Genomic DNA, 19,702 nt, shown 5'->3' with positions numbered 1-19,702 from the left:
TAGAAGCAAAATAAAGGAAACTGTATGTTATGCATTAAAGATTTACAAGTAAGCATTAAAAAGAAAAAAATTTTAAGCGGACTAAACCTTGAAATAAAACCAGGTGAAGTACATGCTATTATGGGACCCAATGGATCTGGAAAAAGCACATTATCTGTAACGTTAGCTGGCCATAAAAATTATGATATTACTCAAGGTACTATCACTTTTAAGGGTAAAAATTTATTAGCTTTAAGACCAGAAGAACGTGCGGGAGAAGGCGTTTTTATGGCTTTTCAGTATCCTGTTGAAATCCCAGGTGTTAGCAACCAACTTTTTCTGCAAACATCAGTTAATTCGGTACGTAAATATCGTCAACAAGAAGAGTTAGATCACTTCGATTTTCAAGATTTTATCGAAGAAAAAATTCAATTACTCAAAATGTCTAAAGATTTATTAACTCGTTCTGTCAATGTAGGTTTTTCAGGAGGAGAAAAAAAAAGAAATGATATCTTACAGATGGCTGCATTAGAACCTGAACTTTGTATTTTAGATGAAACTGACTCAGGATTAGATATTGATGCATTAAAAATTGTAGCAGAAGGTATAAATAGTTTACGCGATAAAAAACGTGCATTTATTATCGTAACACATTATCAGCGCATTTTTAATTATATTAAACCAGATTTTGTACATGTTCTCTATAATGGCAAAATTGCCAAATCAGGTGACTCTAGACTGGTAAGGCAGTTGGAGGAGCTAGGCTATGGCTGGCTTATTGACAAAGCGTGAGAATATCATACATCAGTGGTTTAAATTGTTTAAATCACAAGATAAAATGCGTTCCTTATATGCACAACAGCACTGGAAGAAATTTGTAGATCTCGGTTTACCAACCTGTCAGTATGCAAGTTGGAAATATACCTTTTTAGACATTTTATTATCACAAAAATTTGTACTGCCAATACAAATACCAAAACTTTCTCAAGACGAAATTTCAAAATATGCCTTATCTATAGATGCAATTCGATTAGTATTTATTGACGGACATTTTGAGTTAAAATTAAGTACGTCAGACACTGATTTATTTGTCATTGAACATAATGTTAATGCTGACTATTCTTTTTTACCTGAACCTATACAGCCAGAAGCATTTTTACATCTTACTGAAAGCTTAGCTGAAAAGATCATACATATTCGTTTAAAACGTGATAGTATAGCAATGCGTCCTCTATATTTACTGCATATTAGCAGTGGTCAAACAGATGCAATAAATACAGTGCATTATCGGCATCATATTGAATTAGAAGAAAATACTAACGCTAACGTAATTGAACATTATGTTACACTGAATACTAAATCACATTTTACTGGTGCACGATTTACATTCAAAGTAGCAGATCATGCATGCCTTAATCATATTAAACTAACATTTCAAGAAAGTAATAGTTATCACTTTGCACATAACGATGTGGTGGTTAGTTGTAATGCTAAGGTTAATAGTAGTTGTTTTTTTCTTGGTTCTGCTTTCTTACGTCACAATACAAGTGTTCAACTTAACGGTGAAAATACTCAACTTTCATTAAATAGCTTCGCATTACCTATTAATTCAGAATTAGCAGATATTCGTACTTATTTAGAACACAATAAAGGCTACTGTCAAAGTAGACAGGTACATAAAACTATCTCATGCCATCAAGCTCATTCAGTCTTCAATGGTCATATTAAAGTAGGACAATATGCACTTAAAACTGACAGTCAGATGATTAATAATAACCTATTATTAGGTCATTTGTCTGAAGTAAATACTAAACCACAGCTAGAAATTTATGCTGATGATGTTAAGTGTAGTCACGGTGCAACAGTAGGTTGCATTGATAATGAACAGATTTTCTATCTTCGTTCACGTGGTATTGCTGAACATGCAGCAAAAAAAATGATCATTCATGCTTTTTCTACCGATATTACCGATATTTTGGATGATGAAATGATTCGTAAAATAGTGATAGCATCTATCAATAAACGTTTTTTAGGAATTAAATTATGACGTTAGATATTCAAAGAATTAGATTAGAATTTCCGATTCTTAATCGTAAGATAAATGGATATCCGATTGCTTATTTTGATAATGCTGCTAGTGCTCAGCGTCCATTAGCTGTTATCAATGCGGAAAGTGATTTTTATAAGTACCATTATTCAGCTGTACATCGAGGAATTCATTCTCTGAGCGTACAAGCCACAGAAAAAATAGAAAAAGTTCGCCATCAGGTTGCTTGTTTTCTCAATGCGTCTGCATCAGAGGAAATCATTTTTGTTAAAGGAACTACAGAAGGTATTAACTTAGTTGCTAATAGCTGGGGTAGAAATCAAATAAATTCGGGTGATAATATCATCATTAGCGAAATGGAGCACCACGCAAATATTGTACCATGGCAAATGGTTGCTCAATCTACTGGTGCGCAAATTCGCATTCTGCCATGTAATGAAAAAGGAGAATTAGTACAGGGAATGTTGCATAAACTTATTGATAAACATTCTCGGCTTTTGGCTATAACTCACATTTCTAATGTGCTTGGTACTATAAACCCTGTAAAAGAACTGGTTGCATATGCAAAATCACATGGATTAGTAACTCTGATAGATGGAGCACAGGCAATAATGCATCATGCTGTTGATGTACAAGATATTAACTGTGATTTTTACGTTTTTTCAGGGCATAAAATATACGGTCCTACAGGTATTGGTGTGCTATATGGACGAAAAATATTACTTGATGCTATGCCTCCATGGCAAGGTGGAGGATCGATGATTTCTCAAGTTACATTACCCATGGGTACTACATGGAATAATGTACCCTTTTGTTTTGAAGCAGGTACACCAAATAGTGCCGGTATCATTGGTCTTGGGGCTGCTTTAACGTGGTTTAAACAGCTAAGTTTTAATTTAATTTATGATCGAGAAGCGATGTTAACGAATTACGCATTAAATAAATTAGCATTAGTACCTGAGTTAGTAATTTATGGTCCTTTAGAAAAGCGTAGTAGTATTGTGTCTTTCAACTTAGGTAAATATCATGCGTTTGATATAGGCAGTTTTCTTGATCAATATGGTATTGCAATTCGTACCGGTCATCATTGTGCTATGCCATTAATGCAATATTATGGAGTACCGGCAATGTGTCGAGCATCGTTTGCGTTTTATAATACAAAAGAAGAAATTGATCGATTAGCATTCAGTTTGAAACGCATCTATCACTTATTAAGTGGTTAATCAAGAAGGAATAATAAATGGCTAATTTGCCAGATAAAAATAAATTGCTATACAATTTTAATCGTTGTATTAATTGGGAGCAAAAATATCTTTATCTAATTGAATTAGGTGAAAAATTATCGAGATCTTTTAATGAAGAGTTTAGAAAACCAGAATACGTAATTTTTGGATGCCAGAGTCAAGTTTGGATTCATATGACTTATAAAGCAGATGGAACTATTACCTTTGAAGGTGATAGCGATGCAGCTATTGTTAAAGGGTTAATTGCTGTAATTTTTAGTTTTTATGAAGGTCTAACAGTTCAAGAAATTATTAAGCTAAAAATTCAAGAATCTCTGCAAAAACTTGAATTAACAAAACACCTGACTCCTTTACGTTCACAAGGTCTTGAAGCAATGATTTATACAATCCAGCGTAATGCACGCGCTTTCTTATAATTTACGTAAATACTATTGAAATTTAATATCATTAAACAAATTTAACAATAAATATTAGATAGTGAAAATATTTTTTCAGCTTATGTTACTTTATCGCATTCAATTTTACTAAAAGATAACTTTCTAAAAACCCGCCCGTTCTACTACACATATCCGCTCTGCTTAAATTTAAGAATATTTAGTTTCTGCAGAACTGGACGGATCTAAATTACATCATTAAGCTACTGTACTGCTTATTTATAAAAAGTAATCTATTCTTCGTTTTTTCCTCTTTCTCATCTATACAAGATGTTTATTGGTACGAGCAGAATCATCTTGAACAGTATGAACGTCAGTGCGAATTTTATTAAGATCATGACTTAATTGTTCAACTCTAGAATTAAGTATTTGAAGTTCTGAAGATAGCCGATCAATTTTAGAATTATTCGAACAACTGGTAAGAAGTATCGAACTTAAAATTGCTATAATTAGCAAATTAGTGTTATTCATGATGTCTACTTCCTAGATTAAATGAATTCTTATTTGAGTACAATATTTATTATAGAAGTTTTTAAGTTCAAAAACGATTAGATTAACATTCATAATGCAATATTTATTATAAATAGAATGTAAATATTATTACTACCAAAGCAATTATTTCTAATTATATTTATAGTATATGCACTGAAGCAGTATTAGTGGTCCCGCTCGGCACTAATGCACCTGAAACCATCACTACTAAATCTCCTTTCTGTGCATATTTACTTTCTAAGGCTACCTGTTTACCAATGCAGTAAAAGTCATCCGTTGAAGCAATTTTAGAGACTAGATGTGTTTCAATACCTTTGCTCAAAATTAGTTGTTGTGCGGTAGTTTTATTAGTAGTTAAAGCTAAAATTATTGAACGAGGAAAATATTTACGTATTGATTTTGCAGATTTTCCGCCTTTTGTTGCTACCACAATAAGTGGTGCTGCTAGTTTTTCCGCAGTCTCAACAGCTCCACGACACACTGCTTCAGTAATACTCAATTTACGAGTAGTTTCTAATAATTCAATACGTGATTTCATTACTCTATCAGTACGTTCGCAAATTGCGGCCATGATAGAAACTGCTTCTAAAGGATATTCTCCTTTTGCACTTTCTCCAGATAGCATGACAGCATCTGTACCATCCAGTATAGCATTAGCAACATCTCCTGCTTCTGCACGTGTTGGTCTTGGATTTTGTATCATAGAATCAAGCATTTGTGTCGCTGTAATAACAACTTTACAAGCTTTGTTGCATTTTTTAATCATCATTTTTTGTGCAAAAATTACTTCTTCAACTGGAATTTCAACTCCTAGATCACCACGCGCGACCATAATACCATCTGAAGCTTCAAGAATTTCATCAAAATTGTTTAATCCCTCTTGATTTTCAATTTTAGAAATAATTTGAATGTGCTCACCGCCGCATGTTTTTAAGTATTCACGAATTTCTAAAACATCTGAACCCTTACGAATAAAGGATGCTGCAATAAAATTCACTCCTTGTTGACATCCAAACATTAAATCACGTTTATCTTTTTCTGCCAGAGCCGGTAAGCGTACAGAAATGCCTGGTAAATTTATTCCTTTATTTTCACCTAAGTTACCATTATTTAATACTTTACATATTACACTTTCTGTTGTTACTTCTATTACTTTCATACTAAGAAGGCCGTCATCTACTAAAATAGTATTACCAAGTTGTAGATCTTTGGTCAAGCCTACATAACTTACTGCAACGCGAAAATTGTTACCAATAATCGATTGATCTGTTGTAAAAATAAATGTTTGCCCTGCTTTTAATGATACATCACATCCACCTTCTAATTTCATAGTTCGAATTTCTGGACCTTTAGTATCTAAAAGAATTGCAGCTTGACGTCCAGTTTTTTTCATGACATGGCGCATATTAATAATACGCCGACTATGTTCGATATAGTCGCCATGAGAAAAATTGAGTCGGATAACATTCATACCAGCCTCAAGCAATTGACTAAGCATCACTTGTGATTCAGTTTTAGGACCGATAGTACAAACAATTTTGGTTTTTTTCATGTGAATTTTCTGTAAATTGCAATCAATAATATTTAGTATTTATTATAATAGCAGTAATTAATTGTATTAAAAATCCAAACATAAGCAAATAAAATAACTCAAGGAACACTTAAAAAATTATTTAGATTATCAGATTAGATACATTAGCATGCAACCTTGCTAGGTTTAAAGATAAATAATAATTAATTCGATCATTAAGCATAAATTAAATATTTTGTTAAATTATGTAATAAAATTTTGTTAAGAAAGTAATGCGTTCTAATGGATTTGAACCATCGACCCCCACCATGTCAAGGTGATGCTCTAACCAACTGAGCTAAGAACGCAGTATACTATTACTAAAAAAAATAAAAATTATATTAACAATAAATTATACTAATAGTCAGTCAAGAAAAAATTTGTTGTTTTTAAAATCTTGACTTATACATTTAACATTCTATTTAATATATTAGCGAGATGCAAGCAATAATATGAGCTGATCAGGCAATCGTTGTACATATCTAATACGCCATAATATCATCACCGCTGCAGACGTTAAAGCAATAATAAAGCCGTACCAAAATCCTGTTGGACCTAATTTTGGAATAACCCAGTTAGTAAGTGCTAAAACATAACCAATAGGTAAACCTAATAACCAATAGGCAATAAATGTAATAAAAAATATCGAACGTGTATCTTTATACCCACGTAAAATACCGCTACCAATTACTTGAATAGAATCTGAAAGCTGGTAGATTGCAGCTAATAGCATGAGTTGAGAAGATAACATTACTACCTCTGGATTCATAGTATACAAAGCAGCTATTTTATATCGGAAAACAACAGTACAAAATGCTGTTATACTCGCCAGAGTAATTCCAACAGTTTGTCCTGTCCAAGATACGATACGCGCTTTTTCGACAGAACCTTGTCCTAGGCAATAACCTACCCGGATAGTTGTAGCAACACCTAATGATAATGGTAGTACGAATACTAATGAGCTGAAATTAAGCGCAATTTGGTGCCCTGCTACTTTTACAATACCGAGAGGGGAAACTAATAGTGCAACTACGGCAAAGAGAGTCACTTCAAAAAATAGAGATAATGCTATTGGTAGACCCACGGTACATAGTCTAGATAATATTACTCGTGATGGGATAGCTTTAAAAAATAAAATTTTCATATTAACATCATGCATATCTGTCATATTTCCTACCCAGAAACGCATGATTATAAACATCATCCAGTACACTGAAGCTGTTGCTACACCACAACCCATACTACCCATTGCAGGCATACCAAAATAACCATAAATAAATATATAATTAAAAGGAATATTTAACAAAAGGCCAAGAAAACCAAGCAGCATTGCGGGCTTGGTTTTTGACAAACCCTCACATTGGTTACGTGCAACTTGAAAGAATAAATATCCTGGCGTGCCCCATAGAAGAGCATGCAAATAATTTTTTGCCTTTAGTGCCAATTGCTGATCGATATGACTTATAATATGGATGAAAGAGCTCGCCTTCCACAACACTACCATAATAAATAATGCCACACCTAGTGCGAGCCAGTAACCTTGTAATATATGTTGCCCGATAAACTCACGTCTACCTGAGCCGTCAAGTTGTGCAATAATAGGTGTTAAAGATAATAATAATCCATGTCCAAATAAAATAGCTGGCAACCATATAGATGTGCCAATAGCAACAGCTGCCATATCCATAGCGCTCACTGCACCAGACATAATTGTATCTACAAAACCCATTGCAGTTTGACTTACCTGAGCCAAAGTAACTGGAATGGCGAGAATTAATAATTGACGAGCTTCTATTAAATACTTCTGCACCCAAACCTCTTTAAAATGTAAGAAGATATGAAAATGAATTTTCTAAAATATTAGAGCATAGCGTAACTATAATTATGCTAATGCTCGCTAAACTGTATTTTACTATGCTATATAAGCAACTAAAAAGCTATGGTAAAAAATAGAAATTTCATAGGAATTAATATTATGTTTACAGGAATTGTACAAGGAATAGCAAAAATTGTCGCAGTTGAAGAAAACAAATTACTTCGAACTCATCTAGTTAAATTACCAAAAAAATTACTACCTGATTTAGTATTAGGAGCATCAATAGCTCATAACGGTTGCTGTCTTAGTGTTACACATTTACAAGGTGATCTTGCCAAGTTTGATCTCATAAAGGAAACACTGCGTATTACTAATTTACTAGAACTACAAGTTGGAGATTTAGTAAACGTTGAACGTGCAGCAAAATTCAGTGATGAAATTGGTGGTCATGTAATGAGCGGGCATATTATCACTACAGCAGTAATCTATAAAATTGTAAAAATAAAAAACAACTATGAATTATGGTGTAAATTAAAAGACTCAATATACATGAAATACATTTTATGTAAAGGTTTTATTGGCCTTGACGGTATTAGTTTAACAATTGCAAATATCACGAACAATAAATTTTGTGTATATCTAATACCAGAGACATTATCACGTACTATTTTAGCTACTAAGAAAGTAGGAGATAAAGTCAATGTTGAAGTTGATTTTCGTACACAAGCAATCGTCGACACTGTTGAACGAGTACTCACACAATCTAAAATATCAGTAGTAAAATAGAATTTAAATAAAATTAATCTTAGTAATCAAAAATAACCATTTAATCAATACATTATATATCACCAAATTATTCATAATTTACTTAATATCCAAAAAAAATAACCTACTTTAGTATCACAGTAACGGTTATAGCATGACTTCATTCGTATGCCTTATCATTAAACTGCTACGTATACTAAATTTTCCTGCATAAGTCAAGTTGCAGTAGAATCAGTAAATATACATTTGAATATTTATTATTTGTATGTATTGATTAATATAAATAATTTTCAAAGAAACGTTTATATATAGAATATTATTTGCCATAATATTTAACAATCAATTTTATATTTTTATAAAAGCTCATTATTTTAACTAAATGAAATATATTATAATTTAGTTTTTTTTAAAACATTCTTAGTTAATTATTTTAGAAAAATATGTGTTATTGACTGATAAATTAGTATATTATTCATTTGTATATGCTAATAATATTTCAGTTTATCAATTAAATAATTTTTATAATAAGGATTACGATTTTTAATTAAAAATTAAATTTTCTAGTTTTTTAAGATCTAGATTTTTAAAGATCCGTAATTAAAACGCTTTACACTAGTTACTTTATGATATCTCTGATGTTGAGATATTATTTTAATATTAAAAACTTTTACTAATCTATTTTTTTATAATAAAGTATAATATTAATATATTTAGTGTTATACTTTGCTGCATATATTGTATTATGCCTGTATTAGCAAACAGTCAATATTTAACAGTAAGTTATTTTAATAAAATAAAAACTTAGAATATTATCGTATTACTTTATGTTATAGATTTTCAGTGTTTTGTATAAGTAAAAAGATTAAATCTTAAGCATAAAATATAAATATAACTAAATTAGTTACCAATTAATAGCTGGATTACTAAACATTTTGTAATAATAATATGATAATTTCAATTTAAATACATTTAAGAAATAAGTTAACATATCAAAATGTATCTTTGACATTTTAATTTTTTAAAATTTTATTTTTATATGTCAGAAGTTATATCTTTGAAATTAATATATAAAAATACGAAATCAAATAGCTAATTACTTTGAAATTGCTTGCTTTAACGCATATTTAATTAAATGTACGCATGTTACCTTTTTAATTTTAATCCTCATAGAAAAAAATTGTATTTAGAACACGTTACAAATCTATAATAATAGAAATATCTAATAAATCTATAATTATGTATAAAATTTAATTTTAAATATTAAACGAAAGTATTTGATACTAAAATAAAATAAAGTATAGGCGAGTGATTTTTTATGCAAAAAGTAAATCTTAATCAAAGTACTTTAATAATTTAGAAACAAGGTCTATTTTTTGTAAAAAAAGAATTTTTGTATATGTTTATGTTTATAAAATACAAAGTTAATATTCAAAAGTTTTAATTCATTAATGAAAAAAACAATAAAATTAGCATCACTAAAAGGAAAAACAATGAGTACAGTTAAAAAAATTCAGCATCAGATTTCAGAAAATCCTATATTACTATATATGAAAGGTTCACCGAACATGCCTAGCTGTGGTTTTTCAGCACAGGCTGTAAAGGCGCTTTCTGCATGTGGTGAACATTTCGCATATGTAGATATTTTACAACACCATGATATTCGTACTGAATTGCCAAAATATGCTAACTGGCCAACTTTTCCACAATTATGGGTTGATAGTGAACTAATAGGCGGTTGTGACATTATCGTTGAGCTGTTTCAACAAGGCGAGTTACAAATATTAATAAAAAAAACTGCTGAGAAATACAAAAAATCAAAATGATTTCTAAATAAAATATTTTCTATTTTTCTTTTTATTATTTACGCAGATATAGCATTTGTACTTTTAGTGTCTATCTTATCTAATTGTACTGGCCAACCGCCGAGTCGTTTCCAGCGATTTACTAATTCACAGAATAGTTGTGCCGTGTGCTCAGCATCATATAGAGCTGAATGTGCCTGAGTGCTATCGAAATCTATACCGGCAGTTTTACACGCCTTGGCTAATACCGTTTGTCCTAAGACTAGTCCACTAAGTGCTGCTGTATCAAAGGTTGCAAACGGGTGAAATGGATTACGTTTCATATTTAAACGTTCACATGCGGCCATTAAAAAATTATGATCAAAATTAGCGTTGTGAGCTACAATAATCGCACGATTACAATTGCTTTTTTTAGTACCTTCACTGACCATTTGAAAGATTTGATTTAATGCTTGATATTCGCTTACTGCACTACGTAACGGATTAGTAGGATCAATACCAGTGAAAGCGAGTGCTTGTGGATTTAATAATGCACCTTTAAATGGTTTTACATGAAAATGTAAAGTTTCATTATTATGTAGCCAACCATTTTCATCCATTTTTAATGTTGTGGCAGCAATTTCTAAAAGCGCGTCAGTGTGAGCGTTAAACCCAGCAGTTTCCACATCAACTACAACGGGATAGAAACCACGAAAACGTTGATAAAGAGCATTGAAATCGTTGAATTCAGACATTAGTATCCCATAGCAATTATTGAGCATAATATATTATGCCAAAAATTACAATTAAGTAGAATTTAATATAACTAAATTAGTTAACTTATGATTTTTATCTAATAACACGTTATTAATAATTAATAATTTTCAATTTAGTATATTTTTATCTTTATAGTGTAAAGTTCATTATAATACCTTTCAGTATTTTAAATAAAATTTGTTAATTGATTATCAAAGATATTTATTCAAATTATGCATCGCTATCATTAATTTTATACAAAATTGCTAAAACCATAGATTATATTTATGTAGTAACCTCGTTCTCATTTAAATTAAATTAAACAGTAATTATCAGTTATAAAACATGTATCTCTTGCTTTTTCATCCTAATATTCAATAAAAACGAGATCAGTATGAATGATAGTAATAGCTTACAATACATTGCTTATTTGCGTCGTGAATACACTTACAGTGGACTACGTCGTGAAGATTTGCCTGATAACCCTTTAGTATTATTTGAAAATTGGCTTCATCAAGTTTGTTCAGTACAGTTACCTGATCCTACAGCAATGACGGTAGCGACAGTTGACAGCAACGGTCAGCCTTATCAGCGAACTGTTCTTCTAAAACATTACGACGAAAAAGGAATGATATTTTACACTAATTTATTCAGTCGTAAAGCACTACATTTATCAAACAATGCCGCTATTTCGTTACATTTTCCTTGGTATTTTTTAGATCGTCAGGTGATGATCTTAGGGAAAGCAGAAAAATTATCGCCACTAGAGGTATTAAAGTATTTTTACAGTCGTCCTCGTGACAGTCAAATTGCTGCTTGGGTTTCAAAACAATCGCGTTGTATTTCGAGCCGTAATATATTGGAATGTAAGTTTTTTGAATTCAAAAAGAAATTCAAACAAAATAAAATTCCTTTGCCGAGTTTTTGGGGTGGATTTTGTGTTAAATTTCATACTATAGAATTTTGGCAAGGTGGCAAACATCGTTTACATGATCGTTTTCTCTATACACGAAATGGTAATTCTTGGACAATTGACCGATTATCACCGTAGAATTATTATGTAGTATTGCTTAATATATTATGCCATTTTTTGGAGTCCGTAATGACAACTGATAGTAACGTAATAGCACAACTGCAAGAAAGAGGCTTAATAGCAAAAATAACAGATGAAGTTGCTTTAGTCAAAAGATTACAGAAAGGGCCTATAGCTCTTTATTGTGGTTTTGATCCTACAGCTGATAGTTTGCATTTAGGACATTTAGTATTGTTGCTTTGTTTAAAACGTTTTCAAAATTCTGGACATACACCTATTGTACTCATAGGGGGTGCTACAGGCTTAATTGGTGATCCTAGCTTTAAAAAAACAGAACGTACATTGAATAAAATTAAAACTGTCAATAAGTGGATAAAAAAAATTCAAAATCAAATAACACTTTTTCTTAACTTTGAGTGCGGTTATAATAGTGCCATTTCGGTTAATAACTATGATTGGTTTACTAAGATGAACGTATTAACTTTCTTGCGCGATCTTGGTAAACATTTCTCAGTCAATCAAATGATTAAACGTGAAGCAATTAAACAACGCTTAAATCGTGATGATCAAGGGATTTCCTTTACTGAATTTTCTTATTGTTTATTGCAAAGTTATGATTTTGTCAAATTAAACGAACATTATAACGTGGTACTTCAGATAGGCGGATCCGATCAGTGGGGTAATATCATTTCGGGAGTTGATTTAACACGTCGTCTACAAAAACAACAAGTTTGGGGATTGACTGTCCCATTAATTACTAAATCCGATGGTACTAAGTTTGGAAAAACTGAAAAAGGTACAATTTGGCTTGATGGTAAAAAAACCAGTCCGTATGCATTTTATCAATTTTGGATCAATACATCAGACGCTGATGTATACCGATTTCTTAAATTTTTTACCTTTATTAACATTCAAGAAATTAAAAAATTAGAAAAAAATAACAATAATGATACTTTTCTAAAAGCACAATATATATTAGCAGAAAACGTTACTCGTCTTGTACATGGAGAAAATGGTTTACTTGCAGCAAAACGTATTACAAAATGTCTTTTTTCTGACAATGTTAATGAAATGACTGAAAATGATTTTGAACAATTGCTTCAAGATGGTGTTCCCAGTATTGTATTATATCAAACAAACGACCTACTAAGTGCATTAGTAACTGCAAGGCTAGTAACTTCACGTACTCAAGCACGTACTATGGTTACATCGAGAGCCATATATATCAACGGAGAAAGAGAGCTCAATCCTGAGTACCATTTTAGCAAAAAAGATAAACTGTTTAATCGTTTTACTTTATTACGTCGCGGTAAAAAATATTATTGTTTAATTAGCTGGAATTGAAATTTACAGATTCATTATGTTAAATTTTAATTTTTGTATTGTATTAGAGAGAATCGATATAAATCAAACTACAAATAGTAGCTAAGATTATCTTATATGAGTTAATTTATTGGTATGTTGCTTATTAATAATATTACAAAAGAAGTATCTTGTGTATTTAAATTTAAAGAAAAAAATTTATTTTTCATTTAATATAAGTGCCATATTAAAAATAATTAATTATAAATTAAGAATGGCATGCATTGTATAATAATTACAGTTTTGACTCACGTGTAATCTTGAAATAAATTATTTTCAATGATTCATTTAAAATTTTCGGTTGAAAATTTTAAATGAAATATATTTTCGTGTGATCGTAGTTAGCATGATTTAATATACTCATTTATGATCGTAAGTTTTACTGTTACTATTTGATAGGTATTTATAGAAGTAATGTTTATTATTATATTATATATATGTAATAATTTTTTTAATTATTTGTGATCGATTAAATAATAAAAGTTTAACTGCAATTTTTAGGTAAATAATATGACTCAATATTTTGTATTATTTATTAGTACTATTGTAATCAATAATTTTATATTTAAGAAATTCGCAAGTCTATGTCCGTTTTTAGATGTATCTAAAAAATTAGAAACGGCTATAGGTATGGGAATTGTAACTTCTTTTGTAATTACATTGACATGTATATGTGTATGGTTGATTGATCACCTAATTCTAATTCCGCTTAATCTAGCATATTTACGTACTACGGATTATATTTTAGTAATTGCAACTCTAATACAGTTCATTGAAATAGTATTGCGTAAAATTAATCTCTTACTTTACCGATTTATCGGCATTTTCCTACCTTTAATCATTACCAATTGTACACTTTTAAGTATACTATTATTGCATTTTAATGCAAATCATACTTTTTTACAAAGTATATTCTATAGTTGTAGTTCGGCATTAAGTTTTACAGTAGTAATGTTTTTATTTTCTAGCATGCATGAACGTATAATGCTAGCCAATGTACCAAGGCCATTCAAAGGTGAATCTATTACGCTGATTACAGCTGGTTTGATGGCAATGACATTTATGGGTTTTAATGGTTTGGTGAAGATTTAATATGACTACAATTTGGATTTCTATCGTTGTACTAAGCATATTAAGCCTAATTTTTGGAGCTATACTAGGCTACGCTTCATATTATTTTCAGATGGAAGAAGATTGTATTATTGAACAAATTAATGCTGTTTTACCTCAAAATCAATGTGCTCAATGTGGTTATATGGGTTGTCGTTTATATGCAGAAGCAATAGTTAAAAAAAAAGAAGTTGTTAATAAATGTATCCCAGGTGGAAAACAGACGATGCTTAAGCTTGCTGCATTACTTAATATGAATCCCTCTTTTTTTATAGAAGATGGCATTACACCAATAACATCTTTACCTATACCATTACGTACAGTAGTGCAAATTGATGAAGTTAATTGTATTGGTTGTAATAAATGTATTCAAGTTTGTCCGGTTGATGCAATTATAGGCGCTCCACGAACAATGCATACTGTATTACAAGATTTGTGCACTGGTTGTAATTTATGTGTTCCTCATTGTCCAACAGATTGCATAGCAATACAAAGTACTGTTGATCAAAAAAGTAACTATCAAACGGATTCTAGACCTATTATTTTTCAGGTAAGTTAAATAACATGATTTTACATAATCATATAAAAAAATTTTTTCGCAAAAAAAAATTTTGGAATTTCAAAGGAGGAATTTACCCTCTTGAAATGAAAATACAGTCAAATTGTATAGCAATTAGTCATCTTCCCTTACCTAATCGATTTATAGTTTTTTTAAAACAACATATTGGTTATCAAGGTGAAATTTGTGTTAAAAAAGGTGATCATGTATTACGCGGCCAGCCATTAACTGTTGGTTCTGGATATATGATGTTGCCGGTACATGCACCTACTTCTGGTACTGTAGAGGCAATTGCACCGTATCCTATTTCTAAAAAACGAGAGGAACTCTGTGTTTTTCTTCGAGCTGATGGTCAAGATCGTTGGATTAAACTCGATCCTCAACCAAATTATCGAAGCTTGTCACGCAAGGAGATTATAAAACGTATTTATAATGCAGGTATAGCTGGGCTTGGTGGGGCTGGTTTTCCTGCCGCTGCTAAATTAAGTATAGGTTTACAAAAACGTGTAAAAACATTAATTATCAATGCGGTTGAATGTGAGCCCTATATTACTGCTGATGATCGATTAATACAGGACTATACGTTGGAAGTATTGGAAGGTTGCCGCATCCTTGCGTGGATCTTACAAGCGAATCACGTACTAATAGGTATTGAGGATAATAAGCCTCAAGCAATTCAGGCAATAAGGCAAGCTTTAGGTGACAACAATGATTTACAGTTATGTGTTATACCAACTAAATATCCTTCTGGTAGTGCTAAACAATTAACGAAAATTCTTACTGGTTTAGAAGTGCCATGTAACGGTCATTCTCTTGATATTGGTATATTAATGCACAATGTAGCTACTGTGTGGGCAATAAAACGTGCCATTATTAATGGTGAACCCATTACTGAACGCGTAATTACTCTGACCGGTAAATCCATTTCTAATCCCTGTAATGCATGGAGTCGGATTGGCACATCATTAAGTCATTTATTAGATCACGTTGGCTTTACCCCTAGCGCATCTCAGATATTGATAATTGGCGGTCCGATGATGGGTTTTACTGTGACATCAACTGAGATACCAACAGTAAAAATGACTAATTGTATTTTAGCACCTTCTATCAATGAAATAGCACCTAGGTTTGAAGAAAAACCGTGTATTCGTTGTAGTGCATGTGCTGAAGTATGTCCGATACGGTTATTACCGCAACAATTATACTGGTATAGCAAGACTAAAGATCACGATAGCACACGTGTATATCATATTGAAGATTGCATAGAATGCGGTGCTTGCGCTTATGTTTGTCCAAGTCATATTCCATTAGTACAGTATTATCGCCAAGAAAAGTTTGAATTACAATGTATTGACTTTCAAAAAAAACGCATGGCTGAATCTAAAGCGCGCTTTGAAGCACGTCAAATACGCCTACAAGATGATAGAAAAAAACGTCAACTCCTTCACAATATATTCAATACAAAGAATTTTCAAACTTTAAATCATACAATAGATGATACAAATGATTCACGCAAAGAAATAATAGAAAAAGCAATTTCCCGTGTTAAAGCACGTAAAAAAATGCATCTTTCAAAAAAAATTGAGGCATAAATGGTTTTTCAAATTTCAAATTCTCCTTACACCCATCATAGTAGTACTATTAGTAATACTATGTTACTGGTAATATTAGCAACTCTACCAGGTATATCAGCTCAATGGTATTTTTTTGGTATTGGCTCTTTAATTCAAATATTACTAGCAATAATTACTGCATGGATTACAGAGGGTTTAATTTTATGGTTACGTAACTTAACCATTCTAAAAACATTAAGTGATAATTCTGCAACACTAACAGCATTATTGCTTGGTCTTAGTTTACCACCTTTATCCCCTTGGTGGTTAGTAGTTTTAGGTACAATCTTTGCTATTGTAATAGGTAAGCAACTATATGGTGGTTTAGGTCAAAATCTATTCAATCCTGCAATGGTAGGTTACGCAGTTTTGTTAATTTCTTTTCCATTACAGATGACGCACTGGACATCACCTACTGCTTTACAAGAAACTAAATTTGAATTTATGGATGTAGTTAACATTATTTTCACTGGACATGCGTCAGTAGATGGCGCTATTTTGCAATTACAACACTTAGGAGTAGACGGTATTAGTCAGGCAACACCGTTGAATATCTTGAAAAATAGGCATCGTATAGGAGCTAATCATCAACAACTTTATTGGCCAATCTCTACATACAAAAATATCTTAACTCATCTTGCATGGCAGTGGGTAAATATTGGTTACCTAATAGGCGGTAGTATGCTATTAATAAAAAATGTAATCCGTTGGCACATTCCAATAAGTTTCCTAATTTCATTGTCAATGTTTACTGTATTGGGTTGGCTATTTTCACCGGAAACGCTCAATGTACCAATCGTACATCTTTTTTACGGATCAACTATGTTAGGAGCATTTTTCATAGCTACTGATCCAGTCACGGCTGCAACAACGAATGTTGGACGTCTGATTTATGGTGGATTAATCGGGATGTTCACTTGGTTAATCCGCAGCTTTGGTGATTATCCAGATGGATTAGCTTTTTCTGTATTATTGGCAAATATGTGCGTCACATCAATAGATTATTATACTCAACCTCGTATTTACGGTTCTTGTAAGGAAAATCAATGATCAAAATCATACGTAAAAATGCTTTAACATTAGCTATTTTTGCAGCAATTACTACCGGGTTGATAGCTGTTATTCACTATATAACTGAATGTGTTGCAAAAAATCAAATTTTATTTCAGCAAAAAAAATTACTTGATCAAGTTATACCTACAGAGCTTTATGATAATCAAATACAACAGGAATGTTATCTTATAAAAGATAAAGTTGCTCTTGGTAATAATAAATTTCATCATCTTTATTTAGCTCGTAAAGGCAATACGCCTGTTGCAGCAGCAATTGAAACCGTCGCTCCTGATGGGTATGCTGGTCCTATTCAAATGTTAGTAGGGGCTACTTTTGAAGGTAAAATATTAGGTGTGCGTGTGACTGAATATCATGAGACTCCAGGATTCGGTGATAAAGTGGAATTACGCGTTTCGAATTGGATTAATAGTTTTAATGGTCAAGTAGTACACGATGCTAATGATAAAGATTTTGCAATAAAAAAAGATGGTGGTCGATTTGATCAGTTTACAGGTGCAACTATTACGCCTCGTGCTGTAGTAAATGCTACTAAACGAACAACCTTATTAATTAAAACTCTACCAGACAAATTAAGTTCTCTTCCTAAATGTGGATAATTAAATGAGTAGAACTGAAAATTTATTCTTGGATAGTTTCTGGAAAAATAATTTTATGTTAGTGCAAATATTAGTTCTATGTCCAATATTAGCACTTATATCTAGTGCAGCAAGTGCTTTTGGTGTTGGTTTAGTAACTACTTTTGTTTTAACATTAACTAATCTTGTTATTGCCACATGTCATCGTTACATACCATTTGAAATCCGTATTCCGATCTATATTATGATTATTTCTTGTATTGTTAGCTGCGTTCAAATGTTCATTAATGCTTATGCGTACAATTTGTATCAATTATTGGAGATTTTTAGTCCTCTTATTATTACTAACTGTACTATTATAGTAGGTCGTACAGAAATAGTAGCTTCTAAATATGGTATTTTACTTTTTGTATTAGATGGGTTTGCTATTGGAATCAGTGCTACATGTTTTATGTTCATACTTGGTGCAATACGAGAATTAATCGGAAACGGAACAATATTTAACGAAGCAGATAAATTGTTAGGGTCTTGGGCAAAAATATTTCGTATTGAAATAGTGCATTTTAAATCACCAATGTTATTAGCTTTACTGCCTCCAGGAGGTTTTATTGGTTTAGGTGTATTATTAACTCTCAAGTATTTTATTAACTATAAAATAAATCTAAAAATTAAACAAGAAAGTTAAACCCGTGAAGTGAATAAAAATAAACGAATACAAATTTTGATGCGATTACAAAACAAGCATAATCATCCCGTTATTGAATTGAATTTTCAATCGCCGTTTGAACTTTTAATTGCTGTATTATTATCAGCCAAATCTACAGATGCAAGAGTTAATAAAGCCACAGACAAACTCTATCGAGTGGCCAATACACCTGAAACAATATTAGCTCTTGGAACTGAAGAACTGAAAAAATATATTAAAAGTTTAGGTCTATTTAATAGAAAATCAGAAAATATAACCAAATTATGCTATATTTTGCTTGAAAAGTACGCTGGCAACGTTCCGGAAGATCGTACAGCATTACAAGCTTTACCAGGTGTAGGACGTAAAACTGCTAATGTTGTGCTTAACATAGCTTTTGGATGGCGAACTATTGCTGTTGATACCCACATTTTTAGAGTTAGTAATCGTACTGGTTTTGCATTAGGTAAAAATGTAAAAGAAGTAGAAGAAAAACTGTTAAAAGTAGTCCCTAGAAGATTTCAGATATATTGTCATAGTTGGCTAATTTTACATGGCCGCTATACTTGTATAGCACGAAAACCACATTGTCATAATTGTGTCATACAAGATCTATGCGAATATGAAAAAAACTAAAATATTAGTATTAACTATAATCAGATAATCAAACATTTGTTAATTGACATAACTTATTATTTATTTTTTATTGAAAATATTAATTTTTACATTATTTATTTCAGTTTTATCTCTACTAATAGTTAATTGAATAATTAGATTACAGCAAAAGTATTTTCAAATATTTATAGT

General features: G+C 31.3%; 19 protein-coding genes and 1 tRNA gene. 15 read left to right on the top strand and 5 right to left on the bottom strand.

Annotation, left to right across the window (positions count from 1 at the left end; all coding sequences use genetic code 11):
• The first annotated feature begins 24 nt into the window (after nucleotides 1-24).
• Genes sufC through sufE form a run of 4 tightly spaced genes read left to right on the top strand, consistent with a single transcriptional unit; the run spans nucleotide 25 to nucleotide 3,686 of the window.
• Complete coding sequence (sufC, locus tag BMSBPS_RS01415; protein WP_022564644.1) at nucleotides 25-771, top strand: Fe-S cluster assembly ATPase SufC; 747 nt, start codon at nucleotides 25-27, stop codon at nucleotides 769-771.
• Nucleotides 746-2,026, top strand: a complete 1,281-nt coding sequence (gene sufD / locus BMSBPS_RS01410) for a Fe-S cluster assembly protein SufD (RefSeq protein ID WP_022564643.1) — start codon at nucleotides 746-748, stop codon at nucleotides 2,024-2,026. Before sufC ends, sufD begins: the two co-directional genes overlap by 26 nt.
• A complete protein-coding gene (gene sufS / locus BMSBPS_RS01405) occupies nucleotides 2,023-3,249 on the top strand; it encodes a cysteine desulfurase SufS (RefSeq protein ID WP_022564642.1) in 1,227 nt (408 codons plus the stop codon). The genes sufD and sufS overlap by 4 nt, the downstream gene beginning before the upstream one ends.
• Nucleotides 3,250-3,266: 17 nt before the next feature.
• Nucleotides 3,267-3,686, top strand: coding sequence for a cysteine desulfuration protein SufE (sufE, locus tag BMSBPS_RS01400; protein ID WP_022564641.1), 420 nt, complete (start codon nucleotides 3,267-3,269; stop codon nucleotides 3,684-3,686).
• A gap of 279 nt (nucleotides 3,687-3,965) precedes the next feature.
• Here the strand turns inward: sufE and BMSBPS_RS01395 are convergent, their stop codons facing one another.
• The 4 genes from BMSBPS_RS01395 to BMSBPS_RS01380 all read right to left on the bottom strand — a co-directional run bounded on the left by BMSBPS_RS01395 (nucleotide 3,966) and on the right by BMSBPS_RS01380 (nucleotide 7,576).
• Nucleotides 3,966-4,175, bottom strand: a complete 210-nt coding sequence (locus BMSBPS_RS01395; RefSeq protein ID WP_022564640.1) for an LPP leucine zipper domain-containing protein — start codon at nucleotides 4,173-4,175, stop codon at nucleotides 3,966-3,968.
• A gap of 160 nt (nucleotides 4,176-4,335) precedes the next feature.
• Entirely contained in the window at nucleotides 4,336-5,748 is a 1,413-nt protein-coding gene (gene pykF, locus BMSBPS_RS01390) for a pyruvate kinase PykF (protein WP_022564639.1), read from the bottom strand.
• Nucleotides 5,749-6,000: 252 nt separating this feature from the next.
• Nucleotides 6,001-6,074 (bottom strand) — tRNA-Val (locus BMSBPS_RS01385).
• A 122-nt stretch (nucleotides 6,075-6,196) separates the two neighbouring features.
• The gene (locus tag BMSBPS_RS01380; protein ID WP_046201105.1) at nucleotides 6,197-7,576 is read right to left on the bottom strand and encodes an MATE family efflux transporter; all 1,380 of its coding nucleotides are present in this window, start codon (nucleotides 7,574-7,576) and stop codon (nucleotides 6,197-6,199) included.
• Between the two features lie 165 nt (nucleotides 7,577-7,741).
• On the opposite strand from BMSBPS_RS01380, the gene BMSBPS_RS01375 reads away from it, so the two are divergent.
• Nucleotides 7,742-8,368: a riboflavin synthase gene (locus tag BMSBPS_RS01375; RefSeq protein WP_046201104.1), complete on the top strand. Its 627-nt coding sequence runs from the start codon at nucleotides 7,742-7,744 to the stop codon at nucleotides 8,366-8,368.
• Nucleotides 8,369-9,837: 1,469 nt separating this feature from the next.
• On the top strand, nucleotides 9,838-10,170 hold the full coding sequence (locus BMSBPS_RS01370; protein ID WP_046201103.1) for a Grx4 family monothiol glutaredoxin: 333 nt from the start codon (nucleotides 9,838-9,840) through the stop codon (nucleotides 10,168-10,170).
• Between the two features lie 38 nt (nucleotides 10,171-10,208).
• Here BMSBPS_RS01370 and rnt read toward each other — a convergent pair whose 3' ends face one another.
• Entirely contained in the window at nucleotides 10,209-10,883 is a 675-nt protein-coding gene (gene rnt / locus BMSBPS_RS01365) for a ribonuclease T (RefSeq protein ID WP_022564635.1), read from the bottom strand.
• Nucleotides 10,884-11,278: 395 nt separating this feature from the next.
• On the opposite strand from rnt, the gene pdxH reads away from it, so the two are divergent.
• The 9 genes from pdxH to nth all read left to right on the top strand — a co-directional run bounded on the left by pdxH (nucleotide 11,279) and on the right by nth (nucleotide 19,531).
• On the top strand, nucleotides 11,279-11,935 hold the full coding sequence (gene pdxH / locus BMSBPS_RS01360) for a pyridoxamine 5'-phosphate oxidase (protein WP_022564634.1): 657 nt from the start codon (nucleotides 11,279-11,281) through the stop codon (nucleotides 11,933-11,935).
• 51 nt (nucleotides 11,936-11,986) lie between these two features.
• Nucleotides 11,987-13,261 carry a tyrosine--tRNA ligase gene (tyrS, locus tag BMSBPS_RS01355; protein ID WP_022564633.1) on the top strand — a complete coding sequence of 425 codons (1,275 nt, stop codon included), beginning with the start codon at nucleotides 11,987-11,989 and terminating at the stop codon, nucleotides 13,259-13,261.
• Between the two features lie 528 nt (nucleotides 13,262-13,789).
• Entirely contained in the window at nucleotides 13,790-14,371 is a 582-nt protein-coding gene (gene rsxA, locus BMSBPS_RS01350; protein ID WP_022564632.1) for an electron transport complex subunit RsxA, read from the top strand.
• Between the two features lies 1 nt (nucleotide 14,372).
• Nucleotides 14,373-14,948: an electron transport complex subunit RsxB gene (gene rsxB, locus BMSBPS_RS01345; RefSeq protein ID WP_046201102.1), complete on the top strand. Its 576-nt coding sequence runs from the start codon at nucleotides 14,373-14,375 to the stop codon at nucleotides 14,946-14,948.
• Nucleotides 14,949-14,953: 5 nt separating this feature from the next.
• Nucleotides 14,954-16,540, top strand: coding sequence for an electron transport complex subunit RsxC (gene rsxC, locus BMSBPS_RS01340; protein ID WP_022564630.1), 1,587 nt, complete (start codon nucleotides 14,954-14,956; stop codon nucleotides 16,538-16,540).
• The gene (gene rsxD / locus BMSBPS_RS01335; protein WP_046201101.1) at nucleotides 16,541-17,611 is read left to right on the top strand and encodes an electron transport complex subunit RsxD; all 1,071 of its coding nucleotides are present in this window, start codon (nucleotides 16,541-16,543) and stop codon (nucleotides 17,609-17,611) included.
• Nucleotides 17,608-18,231 (top strand): electron transport complex subunit RsxG, encoded by a 624-nt coding sequence (rsxG, locus tag BMSBPS_RS01330; protein WP_022564628.1) that lies wholly within the window; start codon nucleotides 17,608-17,610, stop codon nucleotides 18,229-18,231. The genes rsxD and rsxG overlap by 4 nt, the downstream gene beginning before the upstream one ends.
• A 4-nt stretch (nucleotides 18,232-18,235) precedes the next feature.
• Nucleotides 18,236-18,895 carry an electron transport complex subunit RsxE gene (gene rsxE / locus BMSBPS_RS01325; protein WP_022564627.1) on the top strand — a complete coding sequence of 220 codons (660 nt, stop codon included), beginning with the start codon at nucleotides 18,236-18,238 and terminating at the stop codon, nucleotides 18,893-18,895.
• Between the two features lie 9 nt (nucleotides 18,896-18,904).
• Nucleotides 18,905-19,531, top strand: a complete 627-nt coding sequence (nth, locus tag BMSBPS_RS01320; RefSeq protein WP_022564626.1) for an endonuclease III — start codon at nucleotides 18,905-18,907, stop codon at nucleotides 19,529-19,531.
• The last annotated feature ends 171 nt before the right edge of the window (nucleotides 19,532-19,702 follow it).

This window comes from Candidatus Pantoea carbekii (assembly GCF_000971765.1).
GTDB lineage: Bacteria > Pseudomonadota > Gammaproteobacteria > Enterobacterales > Enterobacteriaceae > Pantoea_A > Pantoea_A carbekii.
The sequence above is the reverse complement of the archived record's forward strand: the minus strand, read 5'-3'. Positions and strand labels throughout refer to the sequence as shown.